This is a genomic window from Arthrobacter sp. KUASC02 (genome assembly GCF_059739395.1).
Map to the genome: position 1 here is coordinate 2,375,822 of NZ_AP046053.1, position 16,774 is coordinate 2,392,595.

General features: G+C 65.6%; 14 protein-coding genes. 10 read left to right on the forward strand and 4 right to left on the reverse strand.

What is annotated here, in order from left to right:
* Positions 1 to 3: 3 nt before the first annotated feature.
* Positions 4 to 1,131, forward strand: a complete 1,128-nt coding sequence (gene dnaJ / locus AC6JAC_RS10940; protein WP_028269153.1) for a molecular chaperone DnaJ — start codon at positions 4 to 6, stop codon at positions 1,129 to 1,131.
* 2 nt (positions 1,132 to 1,133) lie between these two features.
* On the forward strand, positions 1,134 to 1,910 hold the full coding sequence (locus AC6JAC_RS10945) for a 16S rRNA (uracil(1498)-N(3))-methyltransferase (RefSeq protein ID WP_497964682.1): 777 nt from the start codon (positions 1,134 to 1,136) through the stop codon (positions 1,908 to 1,910).
* 72 nt (positions 1,911 to 1,982) lie between these two features.
* On the opposite strand, the gene AC6JAC_RS10950 is transcribed toward AC6JAC_RS10945, so the two are convergent.
* The gene (locus tag AC6JAC_RS10950; protein WP_347894534.1) at positions 1,983 to 2,945 is read right to left on the reverse strand and encodes a GerMN domain-containing protein; all 963 of its coding nucleotides are present in this window, start codon (positions 2,943 to 2,945) and stop codon (positions 1,983 to 1,985) included.
* Between the two features lie 374 nt (positions 2,946 to 3,319).
* Here AC6JAC_RS10950 and AC6JAC_RS10955 point away from each other — a divergent pair, with 374 nt between their 5' ends.
* The 5 genes from AC6JAC_RS10955 (at position 3,320) to AC6JAC_RS10975 (ending at position 8,929) form a co-directional block, all read left to right on the forward strand.
* Positions 3,320 to 4,408 carry a PhoH family protein gene (locus AC6JAC_RS10955; RefSeq protein ID WP_043437338.1) on the forward strand — a complete coding sequence of 363 codons (1,089 nt, stop codon included), beginning with the start codon at positions 3,320 to 3,322 and terminating at the stop codon, positions 4,406 to 4,408.
* A complete protein-coding gene (gene ybeY, locus AC6JAC_RS10960; RefSeq protein WP_028269157.1) occupies positions 4,405 to 4,878 on the forward strand; it encodes an rRNA maturation RNase YbeY in 474 nt (157 codons plus the stop codon). The genes AC6JAC_RS10955 and ybeY overlap by 4 nt, the downstream gene beginning before the upstream one ends.
* Positions 4,875 to 6,218, forward strand: coding sequence for a hemolysin family protein (locus tag AC6JAC_RS10965; protein ID WP_028269158.1), 1,344 nt, complete (start codon positions 4,875 to 4,877; stop codon positions 6,216 to 6,218). The genes ybeY and AC6JAC_RS10965 overlap by 4 nt, the downstream gene beginning before the upstream one ends.
* Positions 6,202 to 7,158, forward strand: coding sequence for a GTPase Era (era, locus tag AC6JAC_RS10970; RefSeq protein WP_028269159.1), 957 nt, complete (start codon positions 6,202 to 6,204; stop codon positions 7,156 to 7,158). Before AC6JAC_RS10965 ends, era begins: the two co-directional genes overlap by 17 nt.
* A 196-nt stretch (positions 7,159 to 7,354) precedes the next feature.
* Entirely contained in the window at positions 7,355 to 8,929 is a 1,575-nt protein-coding gene (locus tag AC6JAC_RS10975; RefSeq protein ID WP_454698686.1) for an LCP family protein, read from the forward strand.
* A 128-nt stretch (positions 8,930 to 9,057) separates the two neighbouring features.
* Here AC6JAC_RS10975 and AC6JAC_RS10980 read toward each other — a convergent pair whose 3' ends face one another.
* Positions 9,058 to 11,010, reverse strand: coding sequence for a M13 family metallopeptidase (locus tag AC6JAC_RS10980; RefSeq protein ID WP_347894526.1), 1,953 nt, complete (start codon positions 11,008 to 11,010; stop codon positions 9,058 to 9,060).
* 254 nt (positions 11,011 to 11,264) lie between these two features.
* On the opposite strand from AC6JAC_RS10980, the gene leuA reads away from it, so the two are divergent.
* The 3 genes from leuA to AC6JAC_RS10995 all read left to right on the forward strand — a co-directional run bounded on the left by leuA (position 11,265) and on the right by AC6JAC_RS10995 (position 14,679).
* Positions 11,265 to 13,004, forward strand: a complete 1,740-nt coding sequence (leuA, locus tag AC6JAC_RS10985) for a 2-isopropylmalate synthase (protein ID WP_028269162.1) — start codon at positions 11,265 to 11,267, stop codon at positions 13,002 to 13,004.
* A 92-nt stretch (positions 13,005 to 13,096) separates the two neighbouring features.
* Positions 13,097 to 13,852: a DNA repair protein RecO gene (gene recO / locus AC6JAC_RS10990; protein WP_043437341.1), complete on the forward strand. Its 756-nt coding sequence runs from the start codon at positions 13,097 to 13,099 to the stop codon at positions 13,850 to 13,852.
* A 2-nt stretch (positions 13,853 to 13,854) separates the two neighbouring features.
* Complete coding sequence (locus AC6JAC_RS10995) at positions 13,855 to 14,679, forward strand: isoprenyl transferase (protein ID WP_028269164.1); 825 nt, start codon at positions 13,855 to 13,857, stop codon at positions 14,677 to 14,679.
* On the opposite strand, the gene AC6JAC_RS11000 is transcribed toward AC6JAC_RS10995, so the two are convergent.
* Both AC6JAC_RS11000 and AC6JAC_RS11005 read right to left on the reverse strand, forming a co-directional pair.
* Entirely contained in the window at positions 14,676 to 15,761 is a 1,086-nt protein-coding gene (locus AC6JAC_RS11000) for an alpha/beta hydrolase (protein ID WP_028269165.1), read from the reverse strand. The genes AC6JAC_RS10995 and AC6JAC_RS11000 overlap by 4 nt on opposite strands.
* Positions 15,758 to 16,768 (reverse strand): alpha/beta hydrolase, encoded by a 1,011-nt coding sequence (locus tag AC6JAC_RS11005; RefSeq protein ID WP_028269166.1) that lies wholly within the window; start codon positions 16,766 to 16,768, stop codon positions 15,758 to 15,760. Before AC6JAC_RS11005 ends, AC6JAC_RS11000 begins: the two co-directional genes overlap by 4 nt.
* Positions 16,769 to 16,774 lie beyond the last annotated feature (6 nt).

Consider the following 16,774-nt stretch of genomic DNA (forward strand, 5'->3'; position numbering starts at 1 on the left):
ACTTTGAGCAGCCACTACGACGTTCTTGGAGTCTCACCCGAAGCGACGGGCGAAGAGATCAAGAAGGCCTACCGAAAGCTTGCGCGGACGTTGCACCCGGACGTGAACCCCGGTGAGGATGCCTCGGACCGCTTCAAGGCTGTCACGCACGCCTATGAAGTGCTGTCCGATCCGCAGAAGCGCCGCGTCTACGACACCACCGGCAACGAGAACGGCACCGACAACGGTTTCGGCGGCGCCGGCTACTCGGGGCAGGGTTTCGCCTTCCAGGACATCTTCGACACCTTCTTCGGTGCGGGCGGCTCGTCCGGACCTGCCTCGCGCGTCCGCCGGGGGCAGGATGCCCTCATCAGCGTCCGCATCGACCTCCGCGACGCCGTCTTCGGCGTGAACAAGAAGCTCGAAGTGGACACGGCCGTAACGTGCCCCACCTGCGAAGGCTCCTGCTGCCAGCCCGGGACCCACCCCGTCCGCTGTGACATCTGCGGCGGCAGCGGCCAGGTCCAGCGGGCCGTCCGTTCCATCCTGGGCCAGGTCATGACCGCGGCGCCCTGCGGCTCCTGCGAGGGCTTCGGAACCGTCATCAAGGATCCCTGCAACGAGTGCAACGGGCAGGGCCGCATCCGCAGCCGGCGTTCGCTGACCGTCAAGGTCCCTGCCGGCGTGGCCACCGGAACCCGGATCCAGCTGGGCGGCCAGGGCGAAGCCGGACCCGCCGGCGGACCTTCCGGCGACCTCTACGTGGAGATCCGGGTCAACAATGACGCCACCTACGTACGCGACGGCGATGACCTCCACGCGACCCTGCACATCCCGATGACTGCAGCAGCCCTTGGCACCGAACTGAGCCTGGACACCTTCGACGGCCAGCAGGAGATCGACGTCAAGGCGGGCACCCAGTCCGGCGAGGTCATCACCCTTCGCGGCCTCGGTGTGACCCACCTCCGGGGCTACGGCCGCGGCGACCTGAAAGTCCACCTCCAGGTCGAGACTCCGGCCAAGCTTGATGCCGCGCAGGAAGACCTGCTGCGGCAGCTCGCGAAACTCCGTGGCGAGCAGTACACCGAAGGGAAACTCTCCGCCAGCGGCGGTGTCTTCGCCAAGCTGCGGGACCGGCTCGGTAACCTGTAGCGGTGAGCAACCCGGTCTTTTTCGCAACCCCCGGAGCCCTGGACCACCAGGTTCCCGGTTCGCACTTTGTCCTCGAAGGCGCAGAGGCGAGGCATGCGGTCACCGTCAAGCGGATTGCCGTGGGGGAGTCCGTTGACATCGCCGACGGCGCCGGCAAAAGGCTGACCGGCACGGTCGCCGCAGTTGGCCAGGGTGAACTGACAGTGGAGTGTTCCGTCCTCGACACCGAGGAGCGCCCGGACCTCCGCCTGGTCCTGGTCCAGGCATTGGCCAAAGGCGACCGGGACGAACTCGCCGCAGAAACCGCCACCGAACTGGGGATCGACGCCATCATCCCGTGGCAGTCCGAACGGTCCATCGTCCGGTGGAAAGGCGAACGGGCCGCGAAGGCCCATGCCAAATGGCAGTCCGTGGTGACTGCAGCTGCCAAACAGGCGCGGCGGGCCTGGATTCCCGAAGTCCGGGCCGCCGTCGACGGTGCCGGACTTCAGGCGGCAGTCTCCGCCGCGGACCTGGCCATCATCCTCCATGAGGATGCCGTGCGTCCGCTACGGAGCGTGCTCGAGGCGTGGTGCGGAGACAACGCCGGTGCACCGGTGCCGGGGCCGCGCGAAATCCTGCTGATTGTGGGGCCCGAAGGCGGCATCAGTCCGCGGGAGGTCACCCGGCTGTGCGGGGCCGGCGCCGTGACGGCGCTTCTGGGCCACCACGTGCTGAGGTCGTCCACGGCAGGACCGGCCGCCACCGTCCTCGCCAGCGACATCCTGGGCCGCTGGTAGCCACCGCACGCCGGCAGCGGTTGTCCACGGGCGGCACGTGGCGTTGCCCCTCCAGGGGGAAGCGCTCAGGCGCTAGGCAACCTTGAAACCGCGGGAGTCCACATTCAGTTCCCGGTCGGGTTTCCCGGGGTCGGCCTGGAATACCCGGATCTCATAGTTTCCAGGTGCCAGGTTGACATTCAGCGAGAAGAGTCCGGACTGTGCCTGGTCTGCCGAGGCGGTGACATCGCCGCCCAAATAGGCCGTCTTATCGCTGCTGCCGTCGACTTTCAGGATTTTCCACTTGAGTTTGCCCCCGGGCAGCGTGCTTCGTCCGCTGATCTTGACACTGCCGTCGGGGACGCCCACACCCTCCTGGGGATCGATGATCCATACCGGAGCCACCATGCCCGCCCCGCGGGGAGTGGGACTGCCGAGCCGAACGTGGTTGAAGGCCAGGTAATCCGTGTGCCCGTCAACCAGGATGACCACCTGGATCTGCTGGCCCGAGTCCACCAGCCCTGAGCTCGCTCCCGCGGCCGTTGCCGTGTAGACCAGCTGCTGGATGGCGCGCTTGGCCATGTCCTCGTCGAGGTTGCTGTTGAAGGCATCCGGTGAGACGTCCACCGTGATGACGTTCTTGCCGGAAATCGACGTTGCCAGCTTCTTCGGGTTCTGCCACGGCGTGAAGTAGTCGGGATCCAGCGGCTTATCCGACATCATGGAGCGCAGGGCCCTGGTCACCGGGTTTTCCTGCTCCGGGACATCGCGGAATTCGCGGTACAGGAAGACGTTCTCGTTGCTGCGCCCGATCCAGTACACCGGTGCCTTGTTGGAAGCCTGCGTGGTTTCCAGTGGAGCACTCGTGCTGGGAACGCCCGCGGTGGCGGACCCGGTGACGGTCTGGGGCGTGCTGGCAGCGGTGTTTGTGGACGGCTGGGGAGTGGCGACGCAGGAGGACAGCACCATGGCGGCGGGCAGCACAAACAGGAGCACGGCGGAACGTTTCCGCCTGCCTCCTGCTGCCTGCCGGCGTCGTGGGTTCCTGCTCTCCATGGTGATCCCGGTACCTGCCCTGTCCTATAAACGTTGCCGATGAAGTGGTCCGTGGCGGGCGAAAGCCCGCGATGGATTCCAGCATTACATAGAGTTCCAGGCGCCCTGCGGCGTTTGCGGACGGATTGCCGAACTGCAACGGGAACGATACGAGGCCGATACGAAGTTGATACCTAATGACGGGAATCTGCAACGAAGCGGTTGCGGCCCAACGCCTGGCGGGCACGCCCCGCGGCCCCCGGACGGCTTACTGGCGTAAGATATAAGGACTCGGCCGCGCACGGAGTCCGACGCTGAAGCAGCGGGGGCGAAGTGATCGGCCAGAGAAACAATTTTCCTAACTGGAGGGGACCAGAGGCCCGCAGGCCGGCACCATGACTGAAGCAACAAACGGAAGGCCCCGGTTCAGCGCCGGTGAGCGCACCACAGGTGAATTTCCCCACAGTCTTCCCGGTGTCCGGACGGAGGTGGTCATCTTCGACAACTCCGAACAGATGGTTCAGTCCCTCGGCAGTCACGATGAGGCCCTCCGTTTTATCGAGGAACAGTTTCCTGCCGTGGATTTCCATGTCCGCGGCAATGAACTGGCCATCAGCGGTCCCGCGGCCGACGTTCCCAGGATCATGCGCCTGCTCCATGAAGTAAGGGGCCTCGTTGACCGGGGCACAGTCATCACACCGGCGGTGCTGCAACAGCTCGCTGCCCTGCTCCGGAGCCAGTCGCTCCAGAACCCCGTTGAGGTGCTGACCTACAACATCCTCTCGAGCCGTGGCAAGACGATCCGGCCGAAGACCCTGAACCAGAAGAATTATGTGGACGCCATCGACGCGAACACGGTGATCTTTGGAATCGGACCGGCCGGCACCGGCAAGACCTTCCTCGCCATGGCAAAGGCCGTCCAGGCCCTGCAGCAGAAGGAAGTCAGCCGCATCATCCTCACCAGGCCGGCGGTGGAGGCCGGCGAACGGCTGGGCTTCCTGCCCGGGACGCTCAGCGACAAGATCGATCCGTACCTGCGGCCGCTCTACGATGCGCTCCACGACATGATGGACCCGGAGTCCATCCCGCGGCTGATGGCGGCGGGCACCATTGAAGTGGCCCCGCTGGCCTACATGCGCGGCCGAACGCTCAACGACGCGTTCATCATCCTCGACGAAGCCCAGAACACCACGCCGGAGCAGATGAAGATGTTCCTGACCCGCCTCGGGTTCGGCTCCAAAATGGTGGTCACCGGGGACGTCACGCAGGTGGACCTGCCGTTCGGCACCCGTTCCGGCCTCCGGATCGTGGAGGAGATCCTCCAGGGCATTGACGACGTCAACTTCAGCGTGCTGGACGCCTCAGACGTAGTGCGCCACCGCCTCGTCGGCGACATTGTCAACGCCTACGGCATTTGGGATGAGGCACAAAGGAACCGGGTGAAGCATTCCGTGCCCCGGGAGAAGCGGGGAGAACACGCATGAGCATCGAAGTAAACAACGAATCGGGCGTCCGGGTGGACGAAGCCCAGCTGGTTGCCCTGGCCCGGTATGTGTTCGAACGCCTGTACATCCACCCCCAGGCCGAGCTTTCCATCCTCCTCGTGGACGAACCCGCCATGGAAAAACTCCATATCGAGCTGATGGATGAGCCCGGCGCCACCGACGTCCTGTCCGTTCCCATGGACGAACTGACTCCGGGTACGCCGGACAAGCCGACGCCGCAGGGCATGCTCGGCGATATTGCCGTGTGCCCGCAAGTGGCGGAAGTCCAGGCACGCAACGCCGGACATTCCACCCAGGACGAGATGCTGCTGCTGACCACCCACGGGATCCTGCACCTCCTGGGCTACGACCACGCCGACCCGGAAGAAAAAGAAGAGATGTTCGGCCTGCAGCGGGAACTGCTTGAGGGCTTCACCGGCAAAGAAGCCCCGTCAGAGACGATGCAGTGACCCCACTGATCCTCGTTGGCATGGCGGTGGTCTTCCTCAGTTTCGCCGCCCTGCTGACAGCGGCGGAGTCCGCCTTTAACTTCCTGCCCCGCCACGACGCCGAAGAAGCTGTTCTCCGCAGCGACGGGCAGGCCCTCAAACGCATCCTGGACCAGCCGATGGCGCACATGCGCTCCCTGAGGTTCTGGCGCATCTGGTTCGAAATGGCCTCGGCCGTGGCAGTCGCGGTCCTCCTGCACAGCCTGTGGGACAGCGTGTGGCTCGCCGGACTGGCTGCCACCGGCATCATGGCCGTCGTGGGCTTCGTGATTGTGGGCGTTTCGCCTCGACAACTGGGCCGCGCGCACGCTGCCGCTGTCGCACGGACAACTGCGCCGGTCATCCGTTTCCTGTGCTGGGTCCTGGGTCCCATCCCCGGCTGGCTGGTCGCCCTGGGCAGCGCCGTGGCACCGGGCGGGCGCGGCGTTGATGAGGCTTCGTTCAGTGAAGAGGAATTCCGCGAGCTCGTGGACCGGGCCACCGAATCGGACATGATCGAGGACAACGAGGCCGAACTGATCCAGTCCGTCTTCGACTTCGGTGACACCCTGGTGCGTGCCGTGATGGTGCCCCGGACGGACATCCTGAGCATCGACGCCGGCTCGAGCCTGCACCGGGCCATGTCCCTGTTCCTGCGGTCGGGCTACTCGCGGATCCCCGTCATCCGGGACAACACCGACCAGATCCTGGGCATCGTCTACCTCAAGGATGTCGCCGCGGCGCTGCACAGCCTCCGCCCGGGGGAGGAACCCCCCATCGTGGATGAACTTGCCCGCGAAGTCCGCTACGTACCGGAGTCCAAACAGGTCAGCGACCTGCTCCGCGAACTGCAGAAGGAATCCACGCATGTCGCGATCGTGATCGACGAGTACGGCGGAACGGCCGGCCTGGTCACCCTCGAGGACCTGATTGAGGAGATCGTCGGCGAGATCGTGGACGAGTACGACACCGAGAGCGCCGAGGCCGTCGCGCTGGGTGACGGCAGCTACCGGGTGAGTGCCCGGATGGGCATCGACGACCTCGGTGAGCTTTTTGATGTGGAGCTCGACGACGACGAAGTGGACACCGTCGGCGGCCTGCTGGCCAAGGCCCTCGGCAGGGTTCCCATCGTCGGAAGCACCGTCGAAGTGGACGGGATCTCGCTGCGGGCCGACCGGCTGGAAGGCCGCCGCAACCGGGTCAGCCACATCATCGCGGCGCCCGTTGCAAAGGGCGCTGTTCCAGAACAAACTGACCTTGAAGACCTACTCGACGAGGCCGAAACAACGCAACAGGGAGTTCCACGTGAGCAAGCAGAATAAAGCGGACGGCGAGGCCTTTGGCGGCTTCCGTGCCGGATTTTCGATCCTTGTGGGCAGGCCGAACGCCGGTAAGTCCACACTGACGAACGCCCTGGTGGGCAAGAAGGTGGCCATCACCTCGGCCAAGCCGCAGACCACGCGCCACACCATCCGTGGAATCGTGCACCGGGACGACGCCCAGCTGATCCTCGTCGACACTCCCGGCCTGCACCGGCCGCGGACGCTGCTTGGCAAGCGCCTCAACGACCTCGTGGCGGACACCCTTTCCGAAGTGGACGCCATCGGCTTCTGCCTTCCGGCCAACGAGAAGATCGGCCCCGGCGACCGCTTCATCGCCGCGCAGCTGGCCGCGGTAGGCAAGAAGCCCATCATCGCAATTGTGACCAAGGCCGACCTCGTGGACCGGCAGGCGCTGACCGAACAGCTGCTTGCCGTCGCCGCACTGGGACGCGAGGTCCTCGGCGAGGACGGCTGGAAGGACATCGTTCCGGTGTCGGCCACCGACGGCTTCCAGGTGAGCACGGTGGCGGACGTCCTGATCAGCCACATGCCGCCGTCCCAGCCGCTGTATCCGGACGGCCACCTTACTGACGAGCCCGAAGCCGTCATGGTGGCCGAACTGATCCGTGAAGCCGCCCTGGAGGGCGTCCGCGACGAACTTCCGCACTCCCTCGCCGTCGTGGTCGAGGAGATTGTTCCCCGCGAGGGCCGGCCCGAGGACAGCCCCTTCCTCGACGTCCGGGTCAACCTTTACGTGGAGCGGCCGTCCCAGAAAGCCATCATTATCGGCAAGGGCGGCGCCCGGCTGCGGGAAGTCGGCACCACTGCACGCAAGGGCATCGAAGCGCTGCTCGGAACGCGCATCTACCTTGACCTGCACGTCAAGGTGGCCAAGGACTGGCAACGGGATCCGAAGCAGCTGGTCAAGCTCGGTTTCTAACCCGCATCACGGTTTGCGGCAGCCACCGGGTCCACCGGAGAGTGGCTGCTACCCGGCTGCTGCCCGGGCACTACCCGGCTGCTGCCAGGCATGCCCGGCCGGGCCCGCACGACGGCGGCCTCCGGGCATCGGGCATTTTCCCAGTCTCGGCCACTAAAATGGACCGAACCCGTTTTATAGAGGAAGGTAACACCACGTGGTGCGACGCCGAGACACTCCCGGACAAGGCATTGGTTCGCCAGCGTCCGACGCCGCCGCCCGGCACTCTGACAACAAGGCCATGGGCCCGGCCCGGCACCTCGGCGCCATGCGGGGCAAACCCGCCTGGTTCAAAGTGGCCAGCGCCATTGTGGCCCTGCTCCTCGTTGGAGGACTGGCATTCGCCGCCTTCTGGGTCATCAGGCTGCAGCTGAACATCAACAAAGCGCCCCTGGGTGCCGGCAGCAGCCGCACCGAGGATCCCGTCAACGACTCCAAGGACCGGATGCAGATCCTGATCCTGGGCTCAGACACCCGGGACGGCAAGAACTCGGAATACGGCACCGCCGAGGATTCAACCGGCTACGGCCAGTCGGACGTCATGATGATGATGGACATCTCTGCGGACAACAAGCGGGTCAGCGTCATCAGCTTCCCCCGCGACCTGCTGGTGGACATCCCGGAGTGCACGGACCAGAAGACCAAGCAGTCGTACCCCGCCCAGAGCGGAGTGATGATCAACGAAGCCATGAAGCAGGCCGGAATCGGCTGTGCGGTGGATACGGTGAACAAGATCACCGGCCTGGAAATCGACCACTTCATGATGGCGGATTTCAACGCCGTGAAGGAACTTTCCAACGCCGTGGGCGGCGTGGAAGTCTGCATCAGCGACGCCGTGTATGACCCCGACTCCCGCCTGCGGCTCCCCGCCGGAACCTCGCAGGTGCAGGGCGAGCAGGCACTGGCCTACCTGCGGACCAGGCATGCGTTCGCGGACGGCGGCGACCTTGGCCGCATCAAGGCACAGCAGGGCTTCCTGTCCTCCCTCACCCGCAAGATCAAGGATGACGGCACGCTGTCCGACCCCCAGAAGATGCTCAAGATCGCAGACGTCGTCACCCAGAACCTCACAGTGGACGATGGTTTGGCGTCCGTCCCGTCACTGCTCACCATCGGCAACCGCCTCAAAAACATTGACATCAGCAAGGTGGCGTTCGTGGCCGTTCCCACCACGGCGGCGCCCAGCGATCCCAACCGGCTCACGGTTGCCGAGCCGGCCGCCTCGCAGCTTTTCGCCGCATTGCGCAAGGACGTTGACCTGACGGACCCGACGGCGTCGCCGAGCCCCACCGCGGCACCCACCGAGTCAGCACCCGCACCGTCCCCGTCGACGCCAACTGCAACCCCGCTGCCGCCCTACGACAAGGCGCTGCAGCCGGTGACCGTCGCGAACGGTACAGGAGTTCCGGCGCGGACCCAGGAGATCACCCAGGCAATTATCGCCGGTGGCTTCACCCAGGTGGCTCCGCTGGTGGCGCAGTCCGTCGAGAAGACGGCGGTGTATTACGGACCCGGCTTCGAGGACGTGGCCGCTGACGTCGCGGCACTGCTTGAGATTCCCGCCACGCAGGTCCTCCCCGCCACCGGGGTCAGCGGCGTGCAGGTCTACCTTGGCACCGACTTCATGTCCGGAACAAAGCTGGGCGCCGTGGCGCTCCCCAACGACATCGTCAATCAGACTGCCGGGGACACGGTCTGCCAGCAGGCCAACCCGGAATTGATCACTCGGTAGAGGCACCGCGGCACAGAGGCACAGCGGCACAGGGGACGGCGTCGGTTTGCCGACGTGCCCCATGCAAAGACCTGCGGGGCCGGCCACAAACAGTGGCCGGCCCCGCAGGTCTCGTCGTTATTGCCCGGTCACCAAATGCTGACCCGGTCCTCCACGGGCAACCACATGCCGTCCTGCTCCGATACACCGAAGGCTTCATGGAAGGCGTCAAGGTTCTTGGCGATGGCATTGGTGCGGAACTCGTTGGGGGAGTGCGGGTCCGTGGCGAGCCTGCGGATGGCTTCCTCATTCCGGATGACCTGCCGCCAGCCGGCAGCCCACGAGGCGAAGAACCGCTGCTGTCCGGTCAGGCCGTCCAGCACCGGAGGCTCGGCGCCGTCGAGGCTGATCAGGTAGGCCTTGTAGGCGATGGTGAGCCCGCCCAGGTCGCCGATGTTTTCCCCGAGGGTGAGCTTGCCGTTGACGTGGTGGCCAGGGGCTGCGGTGGGCGACAACGCGTCGAACTGGGCCACCAGCTTGGACGTCAGGGCCTCGAACGCCGTGCGGTCATCCTCGGTCCACCAGTTGCGGAGGGCGCCGCCGCCGTCGAACTGCGAGCCCTGGTCGTCGAAGCCGTGTCCGATCTCGTGTCCGATCACAGCACCGATGCCGCCGTAGTTGACGGCGTCGTCGGCGTCGGCCGTGAAGAACGGGGCCTGCAGGATCGCTGCCGGGAACACGATCTCGTTCAGGAGCGGGTGGTAGTACGCATTGACTGTCTGCGGCGTCATCAGCCATTTGTTCTTGTCAACGGGCTTGCCCACCTCGTCCAGGTGCCTGTCGACGTCGGCGTTGTGTGCGCGCTCAACGTTGCCCAGAAGGTCGCTGGGGTCAATCTCCACGGCGGAGTAGTCAATCCACTCATCGGGGTAGCCGATCTTGGCACGGAACGCCTCGAGCTTTTTGAGGGCTTCGAGTTTGGTGTCCTCACCCATCCAGGCGAGCCCGGTGATGCTCTCGCGGTAGGCCTCGATGAGATTGCCCACGAGGGTCTGCATGCGGGCTTTGTGGGTCTCGGGAAAGTGCCGGGCAACGTAGATCTGGCCGACCGCCTCGCCCAGGGAGGCTTCGACGACGGCGACGCCGCGCTTCCAGCGGTCCTTGTTACGCGGCGTGCCGCTGATGGTGGTGCCATAGAACGCGAAGTTCGCGTCCACGAATTCGGCCGCGAGATACGGTGCGGCAGAACTGACAACGCGCATGGCCAGCCAATCCTGCCACGCCTCCAGGGGTTCGGTTTCGAGCAGGCCGGCCGCCCCGGCGAAGAAGTCAGGGGTGCTGACCACGATCTCCGCGCGCTTTTCGGCAGCGATTCCGGCGGCTTCGAACCACGCGTCCAAGAGCGGGAACAGCTCACCGGCCTCTTCGGCGGATTTCAGGTTGTACGTTTTTTGCGGATCGCGCAGGGTCACGTTGTCCCAGTGATGCGAGGCAAGGGCTGTTTCCAGCCGGACCACCCGGTCCGCGGCACCTTCCGGGTCCGCGGTTCCCGCGAGGCCAAGCATGGTCCGGACGTGCTCCCGGTAGGCCGACACCATCGGGGCGAACTTCTCTTCGCGGTAGTACGATTCATCCGGCAAACCGAGGCCGCCCTGGCCGGTGTACAGCAGGATCCGGTCCGGGTTGCCAGCATCGGGGGCCGGATAAATGTAGAAAAGCCCGGAAACATCGGAACGGAAGAGCCTTCCGGCCAGTTCGATGACGTCCCTGGCTGACTGTGTGGCGAAGACGGCTGCAAGCCGTTCCCGGATGGGGTCCATGCCTTTGGCCTCCACTGTGGCTTCGTCCATGAAGCTGTTGTAGAGGTCCCCGACCTTACGTTCGATGCCGCTGCCATCTTCGCCGCGTGCGGCGGCTTCTTCGATGATTTCCCTGACCGCCAGTTCGGAGCCGTCCCGCAAGGCCGTGAAGGTTCCTTCGAGGGGGCGGTCGTCCGGGATGGTGGTGCTCTTCAGCCACGCACCGTTGATGTGCCGGTACAGGTCATCCTGCGGCCGGACGGTGTGGTCGATGTTGGACAGGTCGATCCCCGAGTTTGGCACAAGTGCTCCTTCAGGTGAAGGCTGCCTCCGGCGCTGGCACCGGGGGCAGCGTCTGCATGGTGGACGTTGCTGGAGGTGTTGCTCCTTCATCTTACGCACCCGTGTTAGTGTGAAATGGTGCGCGCAGAACTCCTTCTTCTTAGCTGCCGCGGCGAGGCCTCAGACGCGATCTAGCGCAAGGCCAATCCTCGTCGCGGAGTTTGTGTTGCCCGGCCACCTTTCACATAGGAACCACAGAAAAGGCCCAGATAGTAATGCGAAACGCACAAAAGCCCTCAGGAATGCCCGTCCACCGCTACATCCCGTTCCAGGACCAGATCAGTGTTGAACTGCCGGACCGGACCTGGCCGGACAAGGTCATCACCAAGGCCCCGCGCTGGTGCGCCGTGGACCTCAGGGACGGCAACCAGGCCCTGATCGATCCCATGAGCCCGGCCCGCAAGATGAAGATGTTCGATCTGCTGGTCCGCATGGGCTACAAGGAGATCGAGGTTGGCTTCCCGTCAGCCTCGCAGACTGACTTCGACTTCGTCCGCCAGCTGATCGAAGGCAACCACATTCCGGATGACGTCACCATCCAGGTGCTGACCCAGGCCCGCGAGCACCTGATCGAGCGGACCTACGAATCCCTGGTCGGCGCCAAGCAGGCCATCGTCCACCTGTACAACTCCACCTCGGTCCTGCAGCGCCGCGTGGTGTTCAACCAGGACGAGGACGGCATCCTGGACATCGCGCTCCAGGGCGCCCGCCTGTGCAAGAAGTACGAGGAAACGCTGGCGGACACGCACATCACCTACGAGTACTCTCCCGAATCCTTTACCGGCACGGAACTCGAATACGCCGTCCGCGTCTGCAACGCTGTGGCCGATGTCTTCGAAGCCTCGGCTGACAGCCAGGTCATCATCAACCTGCCGGCAACCGTGGAAATGGCCACCCCCAACGTCTACGCCGATTCCATCGAGTGGATGAGCCGCAACCTGCACCCCCGCGAGGGCATCATTCTCTCCCTGCACCCGCACAACGACCGCGGTACCGGTGTTGCCGCCGCCGAACTGGGCTACCTGGCCGGCGCCGACCGGATCGAAGGATGCCTGTTCGGCAACGGCGAGCGGACCGGCAACGTGGACCTCGTCACGCTGGGCCTGAACATGTTCGTCCAGGGCATCGACCCCATGATCGATTTCTCGGACATCGACGACATCCGCCGGACCGTGGAGTACTGCAACCAGCTGCCGGTCGCGGAGCGCTCCCCATACGGCGGGGACCTGGTCTTCACCGCGTTCTCCGGTTCGCACCAGGATGCCATCAAGAAGGGCTTTGAAGCGCTCGAAAAGGACGCCGCGGCGGCCGGCAAGGATGTGGCCGACTACACCTGGCAGGTTCCGTACCTGCCGGTTGATCCCAAGGACCTCGGACGCAGCTACGAAGCCGTCATCCGCGTCAACTCGCAGTCCGGCAAGGGCGGCGTGGCCTACCTGCTGAAGAACGAGCACAGCCTGGACCTGCCGCGCCGCGCCCAGATCGAATTTTCCGGCGTCATCCAGAAGCGGACGGACACTGTCGGCGGCGAAGTCAGCGGATCCCAGCTGTGGCAGATCTTCCAGGACGAGTACCTGCCCTCCAGCAAGGGCGACGGCCAGTGGGGCCGCTACTCGCTGGGTTCGTTCAGCACGGAAACGGACGACGACGGCACCATGACGCTGCATGCGACCGTCACGGTGGACGGTGTCCAGGTTCGCCGCACCGGCACCGGCAACGGCCCGATCGCGGCGTTGCTGGGGATCCTGGGCCAGGACGGCGTGGACGTGCGCGTGCTGGACTACAGTGAGCACGCACTCTCCGAAGGCGGCAATGCCCGTGCGGCCGCGTACGTTGAATGCACGGTGGGCGACCGGGTGCTGTGGGGTGTCGGCATTGACTCCAACACCACCACGTCCTCGCTGAAGGCAGTTGTCTCCGCCGTCAACCGTGCGATCCGGGACGCACAGGCCTAGACTGACTGTTCGATCCGCTGAGCTGCTGCGCCCCGGAGCAATCCGGTGGCGCAGCAGCCGCGTTAACCAGAAAGTCAGTGCAAAGATTAACCGTGGCCCAACAATCCTCCTTCTCTGCGCGCGCATACCGCGATGATGCCGTGGTGCTGCGTACCCACAAGCTGGGCGAAGCGGACCGGATCATCACGCTCCTGACGAAGCACCACGGCCAGGTCCGCGCGGTGGCGAAGGGCGTGCGGCGCACCAGCAGCCGCTTCGGCGCCCGGCTGGAACCGTTCATGGTGGCCGACCTGCAGCTGATTTCCGGCCGGACGTTGGACATCGTCACGCAGGCTGTGGCCAAGGGCGCCTACGGCGGCAACATCGCGGCGGACTATGGCCGCTATACGGTGGCGGCGGCCATGACCGAGACCGCCGAAAAGCTGACAGACGTGGACGGCGAAGCCGGAACCGCGCAATACAACCTGCTGGTCGGGGCGCTGGCCTCGCTGAGCCGCGGCGAGCACACCCCCGAACTCATCCTCGACTCGTATCTCCTGCGCGCCCTGGCAACGGGGGGATGGGCGCCCAGCTTCACGGTGTGCGCCCGCTGCGGTGCGCCGGGGCCGCACACCGCCTTTTCAGCCCCGCTGGGCGGCATGGTGTGCGCCAACTGCCGTCCGCCCGGATCACCGGCGCCTGCAGCCGAGACGGTCTTCCTGCTCGGGGCACTGCTGACCGGGGACTGGACGACGGCGGATGCTTCCCTTGCTGTCCACCGGCGGGAGGCTGCCGGTTTGGTGGCCAGCTATCTGCAATGGCATCTTGAACGTGTGCTGAAATCACTTAAACATGTGGAGCGTAGCTGACTGTGGCCCTTGGAAAGAAGAAAACTCCCGTCCGGCAGCGGACCGCACCGGTGACAGCACCGTATCCGCACAGCTCCGGGGCCGTGCCGCCGTCGATTCCCGAGGAATTCATCCCGCAGCACGTGGCGATCGTGATGGACGGCAACGGCCGCTGGGCCAACCAGCGCGGGCTGCCGCGGATCGAAGGGCACAAGGCCGGCGAACCGGCACTGCTGGACGTTGTGGCGGGTGCCATTGAACTGGGCATCAAGTACGTCACGGTGTATGCGTTCTCCACGGAGAACTGGCGGCGTTCCCCGGAGGAAGTCCGCTTCCTGATGGGTTTTAACAAGGATGTGCTACGGCGCCAGCGGAACCAGCTGGATGAATGGGGCGTCCGCATCCGCTGGTCGGGTCGCCGGCCCCGGCTTTGGGGCTCGGTGATCCGCGAGCTGGAAGAGGCGGAGGACTACACGCGGGGCAACAGCACGTGTACGTTGACCATGTGTGTTAATTACGGCGGCCGCGCCGAGATCGCCGATGCGGTGACGGCCATCGCCGAAGACGTGGCGGCCGGCAGGCTCAAACCGGGCGCCATCACCGAGCGGACCATCCAGAAGTACCTGGACGAGCCGGACCTGCCGGACGTCGACCTCTTCCTCCGAAGCTCCGGCGAGCAGCGTCTCTCCAACTTCATGCTGTGGCAGTCCGCCTATGCCGAGTTCGTCTTCATGGACACGCTCTGGCCCGACGTCGACCGCCGCACGCTTTGGGACGCCGTCGAAGTCTACGCCCGGCGGGACCGCCGGTACGGCGGCGCTGTGGATGCGGCCCCGGCCGGCGCTTAGCCGGAATGGGAATGCAGCCAGGCCACCAGGTCCCGGTACGCCTCCTGGCGCAGTTCACGGCGTGACAGGAAGACGTCGTGGATGGCTCCCGGATACCGGAATACAGCAGTCCGGCGTCCCAGGCCGAGGGCGCGGCGGGCTGTCTGTTCCACATCAATCACGGCGTCTGCGGACATGAGCTCCTCAGACCATTCGGCCTGGATTTTGGTGCGGTCAGAAAGCATCACCAGGACCGGCGCCGCAATGTCCAGGCGCCGTTCGACGGCGGCATGACCGGCCAGGACCGCCCGGGTCCAGCCCGCGCGAATGGGGAACGACGCCGTCGGGCGCCACTGCGGATCCAGGAACCACTCGCCGTGGGCCTGGTCGCTGACGCTCTCCCAGTAGCCGGGCATCTCCGGAAAACGGAAGGGCCGCTGCGGATCCGTCCGCGCGATCGGCTCCACCAGGTGCATGGCGATGTTTCGGATCAGGCTGCTGCCCTGGAGCTCCAGCCACGGCGCATTCAGGACAAGGCTCCCCAGCGCGCCCGGATTGCGGTCGGCCCACAGCGCACCAATCAGCCCGCCAAGTGAATGCGCCAGCATGTGGATGGAAGGGTCCCCGGCCTGGCCGGTGCGCTCCGCCACATCCGTCCGGATCGCATCCATGGCGGCGGCGATGTCTTCGTCATACACGGCCAGGTCCGTGGTGTAGCCCGGCGTCTGCCAGTTCCGCAGGCTGCGCCCGAATTTCCGCAGGTCCAGCGCATAGAAGTACAGTCCGTGGGCACCGACGTATTCAGCCAGTTCGGACTGCAGGAAGTAGTCCGCCCAGCCGTGCAGGTAGATGACGGCCGCGGGATGCCCGGGAGTGTTGCGTGCCGCCGAGTCCGGGACCGGCCAGGCCAACGTTCGGAAGCCCTTGTTCCGCAGCGCCGCAAGAAAGCCGGGCGGACCCGCCGGCGCGGCCGGCACATGGCGCACCAGCGTGGCACAAACCTCGCCTTCGTCGTCGTCGGGCAGCGGCAGTGCCAGGGACTCGAAAGCTGAACCGAGCTGGTCGGGCAGCCAGCGCGGCGCCACCGGGGCAGCAGCCTTCACTCCGGGCCGCCGTCGTCCAGCACGTAGCCCCGGATCCAGCGGCCCAGCCGGGCATACGCGTCGGCCCGGACGTGCGGCGGAGACAGGAAGACATCGTGGAGGGCGCCGTCAATCCGTTCCAGGGTGACTGTCCGGCCCAGGGCCATGGCCCTGATCGCGATTGTGTTCACGTCCAGCACCGCGTCCGCCCTTCGCATGGCTTCGGTCCAGAACATCCCGTTCTCGCTGGTTTCGGAAAGAAGCACCAGGATGGGAATGTCGATCCGCAGTCCACGGGCCACCCGGGAATGCCCGGCCAGGACAGCACTGAGCCAGCCCGCCCGGACGGGAAAAGCCAGGGGCGGCCTGTACTTGTTGTCCAGTGTCCACTCACCCTCGGCCTCGCTGCTGATGCTGCGCCAATAGAAACCGCGCTCCGGGAGCCGCAGGACAGCCTCCGGCCGGTATCGGGCCAGCGGCCCCACCATGGACCGGGTGGCGCGCCGAACCAGGGAATTGCCGTGCATTTCCAGCCAAGGGCTGTTCAGCACCAGCTGGGCAACAACCCCCGGATGCCGGCTGACCCACAGGGCGGCGATGAGGCCGCCGGTCGAATGGCCCATCAGGGTCACCGGCAGCCCGCCGGCCTGTTCCGGCCAGAGGGAACCCATGATCCCGATTGCCTTGCTGATTTCGGCGTCGTAGTCGTCGAGGTTGGCCACATAGCCGCCGTGGGTATCCGGCTGCAGGCTCCGCCCGTGGTTGTGCATGTCGAGGGCAAAAAACTCAAAGCCCTTGCCTGTCCAGAACCGGGCTAGCTCCACGTTGAAGAAATAATCGCTCCAGCCGTGCAGGAACAGGACTGCCCGGCGGGGGAGCGGCCGGCCTCCGGGGCGGACGCCCCCTGGTCCTTCGCCCTTGGGCGCGTGCCGGACCAGGGTAGCGGTGCGCTCCACCCCGTCGTCGCCCGTGGCCTGGTAGGAACAGGCTTCGAAATCGTCCCCCAGGATATCTGTGTGCCACCTCATTTCATT